At 73.0% G+C, this 5,545-nt stretch carries 1 protein-coding gene; it reads right to left on the reverse strand.

Annotated elements, in window-relative coordinates:
- The coding region (locus AC0AIB_RS30730) for an SDR family NAD(P)-dependent oxidoreductase (protein WP_465098018.1) at positions 1 to 5,545 on the reverse strand (5,545 nt) is incomplete at both ends.

The raw sequence follows: 5,545 nt of genomic DNA on the forward strand, positions 1-5,545 counted from the left end.
CAGACAGCCGCACCCAACAACGGATGCCCCGCCGCCGCGAGACCCACCCCCGACACGTCGCCCGCACGCCAGGCCACCGCCACCGGCCAGAACCGCTCCCGCTGGAACGCATACGTCGGCAGGTCCAGCCGGTCACCGGAGCCGGCGGTGAGCGGGGTCCAGTCGACGGCGACGCCACCGACGTACGCCTCGGCAAGAGCCGCGAGCAGCGCGGACGCCTCGGTGCGACCCTTGCGCAGGGTCGGTACGACCACCGGACCGCTGCCGTCGGCCGCGCCCTCGGCGAGGCAGTCCTGGATCATGCCCGCGAGGACACCGTCCGGCCCGACCTCCAGATAGGTGCCGACGTTGCGCTGCCGCAGGTAGCCGATGCCGTCGGCGAAGCGGACCGCCTCGCGGACGTGCCGCACCCAGTAGTCGGCGGTCCGGATCTCGTCGGCGTCGGCGAGGCCACCGGTCAGGTTCGACACCACCGGCAGCAACGGTGCGGCGAAGCTCAGCTCCGCCACGACACGGCGGAACCCGTCGAGCATCGGCTCCATCAACGGGCTGTGGAACGCGTGACTCACCCGCAGCCGACGCGTCCGGGCACCCCGCTCCCGCCAGACCCGCTCCACCTCGTCGAGGGCCTCGACCGCACCGGAGACGACCACCGCGTTCGGACCGTTCACCGCCGCGACACCGACCCGGTCGGTCAGACCGGCGAGCGTCTGCGTGACCTCGGATTCCGGTGCGGCCACCGCCAGCATGCCCCCACCCGCCGGCAGTGCCTGCATCAACCGGCCCCGGGCGGCCACCAGCGCACACGCGTCGGCCAGGGACAGCACCCCGGACACGTGGGCGGCGGTGATCTCACCGATCGAGTGACCACCGACGAAGTCGGGGGCGATCCCGAACGACTCGACGAGACGGAACAGTGCCACCTCGACGGCGAAGAGACCGGCCTGGGTGAAGACGGTCTGGTCCAGCAGCTCCGCCTCCGGCGAACCCCCGGTGGCGAAGAGCACCTCTCGCAACGGCTGCGGCAGCAGCGCGTCCAGGTGACCGCAGACCTCGTCCAACGCGGCGGCGAACACCGGGAACACCCCGTACAGCTCACGGCCCATGCCGGCGCGCTGCGCGCCCTGCCCGGAGAAGAGGACGGCGAGCCGGCCGGTGCGGGCCGTACCGCGCACGACGATGGAGGACGGCTGGTCGTCGACGATCGTGTCGAGGGCGGCGAGGAGACTCTGCCGGTCCCGGGGCAGCAGCACCGCCCGGTGCTCGAAGGCGGTGCGTCCGCTGGCCAGCGCGTGGCCGAGGTCGGGCAGCCCGGTGCCAGGGTGCTCCGCCAGCCAGGTACGGAGCCGCTGCGCCTGTCCACGGAGAGCCTGACCGGTGCGGGCGGAGAGCACGCACGGGGTGGTCAGGTCCCCGGAGACGACGGGGGCCGGTGCGGTCGGCGCGGTCGACGTCTCGGGGGCCTGCTCGATGATGGTGTGGACGTTGGTGCCGGAGATGCCGAACGAGGAGACGGCGGCGCGGCGGGGTCGGTCCACCCGTGGCCAGGGCCGGGGTTCGGCGAGTAGTTCGACCGCACCGGCCGTCCAGTCGACGTGCGGGGACGGCTCGGCCACGTGCAGGGTCGCCGGCAGCAGCCCGTGCCGCATCGCCATGACCATCTTGATCACACCGGCCACCCCGGCCGCCGCCTGGGCGTGGCCGATGTTCGACTTGATCGAGCCGAGCAGCAGCGGACGGTCCTCCGGCCGGTCCTGCCCGTAGGTGGCGAGCAGGGCCTGCGCCTCGATCGGGTCACCGAGGGCGGTGCCGGTGCCGTGCGCCTCGACGGCGTCGACGTCGGCGGGGGTGAGCCGGGCGTTGGCGAGGGCCTGGCGGATCACCCGCTGCTGCGACGGACCGTTCGGGGCGGTGAGCCCGCTGCTTGCCCCGTCCTGGTTGACGGCGCTGGCCCGGACGACGGCGAGGATGCGCCGCCCGTTGCGCTGGGCGTCGGAGAGCCGTTCCAGCAGCAGCATGCCGACGCCCTCGGCGAACCCGGTGCCGTCGGCGCCGGCGCCGAACGCCTTGCACCGCCCGTCGGGCGAAAGGCCGCGCTGGCGGGAGAACTCCGCGAGCATGCCGGGGGTGGACATGACGCTGACGCCACCGGCGAGGGCGAGCCCGCACTCGTCCTGCCGCAGCGCCTGGGCGGCCAGGTGCAGCGCCACCAGCGACGACGAGCAGGCGGTGTCGACGGTGACCGCCGGCCCCTCCAGGCCGAAGAGGTACGAGATCCGGCCGGAGGCGACGCTGCCGGCGCTGCCGTTGCCCACGTACCCGTCGAGTTCGTCGGAGGTGCCGATCGCCTTGCCGGCGTAGTCGTGGTAGATCAGGCCGACGTAGACGCCGGTGCTGCTGCCCCGGGCGGTGTGCGGGTCGATGCCGGCCCGCTCGAACGCCTCCCAGGAGGTCTCCAGCAGCAGCCGCTGCTGCGGGTCCATCGCCAGCGCCTCACGGGGCGAGATGCCGAAGAAGCCGGCGTCGAAGTCGGCGGCGTCGTAGAGGAAGCCGCCGTTGCGCGGGGTGGCGGTGTCGTCCTCGGCCTCGGTGCGCAGGACGGAGAGGTCCCAGCCACGGTCGGTGGGGAACGGCGCGATGACGTCCGCGCCTGCGGTGACCAGGTCCCAGAGCTGCTCGGGAGTCTGCACGTCGCCGGGGAACCGGCAGGCCATGCCGACGATGGCGATCGGCTCGTCGACGTCGGTCGTCGCGGTGGTGGCCGGGGTCGGTGCCGGGGTGACCCGACCACCGAGCTCGCGGTCGAGGAAGTCGGCGAGCACGACGGGGGTCGGGTAGTCGAAGGCGACAGTGGCGGGCAGCCGCAGTTCGGTGGCCGAGGCCAGCCGGTTGCGCAACTCGACCGAGGTCAGCGAGTCGAAGCCGATCTCCTTGAACGGCCGCAGCGGGTCGACGGTCTCCGCCGAGCGGTGACCGAGCACCGCCGCGACGCTGCCGGCGACCAGGTCGAGGAGCTGACCGCGCCGTTCGACCGGGTTGAGCGCGGCGAGCCGCTCGGCCGCCGACAGGTCGGCGGCACCGCGAGCCGCCGAGCGCCGCCGGGTGCGGGGCTGCCGCACGAGGTCCCGCAGGAGGGCGGGCACCCGGTCCGCGTCCGGCCCGTCCGCGACCGCCGGCACCTTCATGAGGACGACGTGCGCCCCACCGTGCCGCTGCGCGGCGTCGTAGAGGGCGAGTCCCTCGACGTCGGTGAGCGGAGCGCTGCCGGCACGGATGGCGCGGCGGTGCTCGCTGGCGTCGAGGTGGGCGGTCATGCTGCTGGTGGTCGCCCAGAGCCCCCAGGCGAGGCTGGCCGCCGGCAGGCCGTGGGCCCGCCGGTACGACGCGAGGGCGTCGAGGAACGCGTTCGCCGCCGCATAGTTGCCCTGACCCGGCGAACCCAACGTCGCCGCCACCGACGAGAACACCACGAACGCCGACAGATCCAACCCCGCCGTCACCTCATGCAACGCCCACGCCGCATCCACCTTCGGCCGCATCACCGCAGCCACGGCGTCCGCGTCCAGGGAAGCGACCGTGCCGTCCGCGATCACCCCCGCACAATGCACCACCGCCGTCAACGGACACGCCGCATCCACACCCGCGACCAGAGCGGCGACCTGCACCGGATCCGCGACATCCACCGCGACCGTCGTGACCGACGCACCCGCACCGGTCAACTCCGCCACCAACGCCGCATAACCACTGCCCTCCACCGGCAGACGACGCGACGCCAACAACAAACGACGAGACCGCCCCGTGGCGACCAGATGCCGGGCGACGACACCCGCCAACACACCCGACGCACCCGTGACCAACGTGGTGCCCTCCGGATCCGCCGGAGGGGGAATGGTCAGCACCACCTTGCCCACGTGCCGGGCCTGACTGATGTGCCGCAACGCCCCCCGCGCCTCCCGCACATCCCACACCCGGATCGGCAACGGCCGCAGCACACCCCGCTCGAAGAGGGCAAGCAGTTCGGCGAGCATCTGCCCGATGCGGGTTCCGCCGGCCTGGTTGAGTTCGAATGCCCGGTAGGTGACGCCCGGGTGCTGCTCGGCGACGAGTTCCGGGTCCCGAACATCGGTCTTGCCCATCTCCACGAACCGACCACCACGCGGCAACAACCGCAACGACGCGTCCACGAACTCACCCGCCAACGCATCGAGCACCACGTCCACACCCGAACCACCCGACGCGGCCAGGAACACGCCCTCGAACTCCGTGGTCCGCGACGACGCGATCCGCTCCGGCGCGACCCCCAACTCCCGCAGAACGCCCCACTTCCCAGGACTCGCCGTCGCATACACCGTCGCACCGAAATGCCGGGCGAGCTGAACCGCCGCCATGCCGACACCACCGGCACCCGAATGGACCAGCACCGACTCACCGACCCGCAGACCAGCCAGATCGCGCAACGCATAGAACGCCGTCAGGAAGACCACCGGAACGGAGGCGGCCTCCACAAACGACCAACCGATAGGAATCCTCGCGATCCGGTCCCGCTGCGCGACCACCTGCGGGCCGAAGCCGGGCTCGAACAGCCCGAACACCCGATCCCCCGGCACCAGGTCGTCGACACCCGGACCCACCTCCAGCACCACGCCCGCGCCCTCACTGCCCATCACCGCAGTCGAATCCGGGTACATGCCCAGGGCGATGAGGACGTCGCGGAAGTTCACGCCGGCAGCACGCACCGCGATGCGGACCTGACCGGCGGCCAGGGGCAGGTCGGTGCCGACCACCAGGCCGATGCCGTCGATCGTTCCCGGCTCCACCGCCGCCACGTGCCAGAGGTCGGTCGACGGGACGAGGCGGTCGGCGGCCGGTCGGGTGACCCGGGGTACGAAGACGGTGCCGCCGCGGATCGCGAGCTGGCCGCCGGTCGGGGCCGGATCGCCGGCCACCGTCGCGAGCACCGCCAGCGTGTCGGCGTCGGCTCCACGGTCGAGGTCGGCCAGGACGATGCGACCCGGATGTTCCGACTGCGCCGACCGCAGCAGACCCCACACCGCCGCACCCGCGAGGTCACCGGTCCGGTCGCCGGGCTGCACCGCCACCGCGTCCCGGGTGAGCACCACCAGGCGGGAGTCGGCGAGCACGTCGGCGGCGAGCCACGCCTGGACGGTCCCGAGGACCTCGGTGGTCAGCGTCCGGACGGCTGCGGGGACGGACGGCCCGGTGGCCGGCGCCGGCACCGGCAGCAGCAGCACCTCCGGTGGGGTCTCCCCCGCCTCGACGGCGGCGAGCAGGGCCGCCACGTCCGCGTACGCCGGCACTCCGGGAAGGTCGACGGGGGAGGCTGCAGCGTCGGTCCGACCGTCGGCCGTCAACAGGACCCAACCGGAGACCTTCCCGGCCGGAGTGATCTCCTCCGTCTGCCAGGAGACCTCGAACAGGGAACGGTCCACCGCGCTCGGCGCGGAGGCGGCACCCATCTCCCGCAGGACGAGAGAGTCCACCGACACCACCGGCGCACCCGACTCGTCCACCGCCACCAGACGCA

Source organism: Micromonospora sp. DSM 43699 (assembly GCF_055517075.1).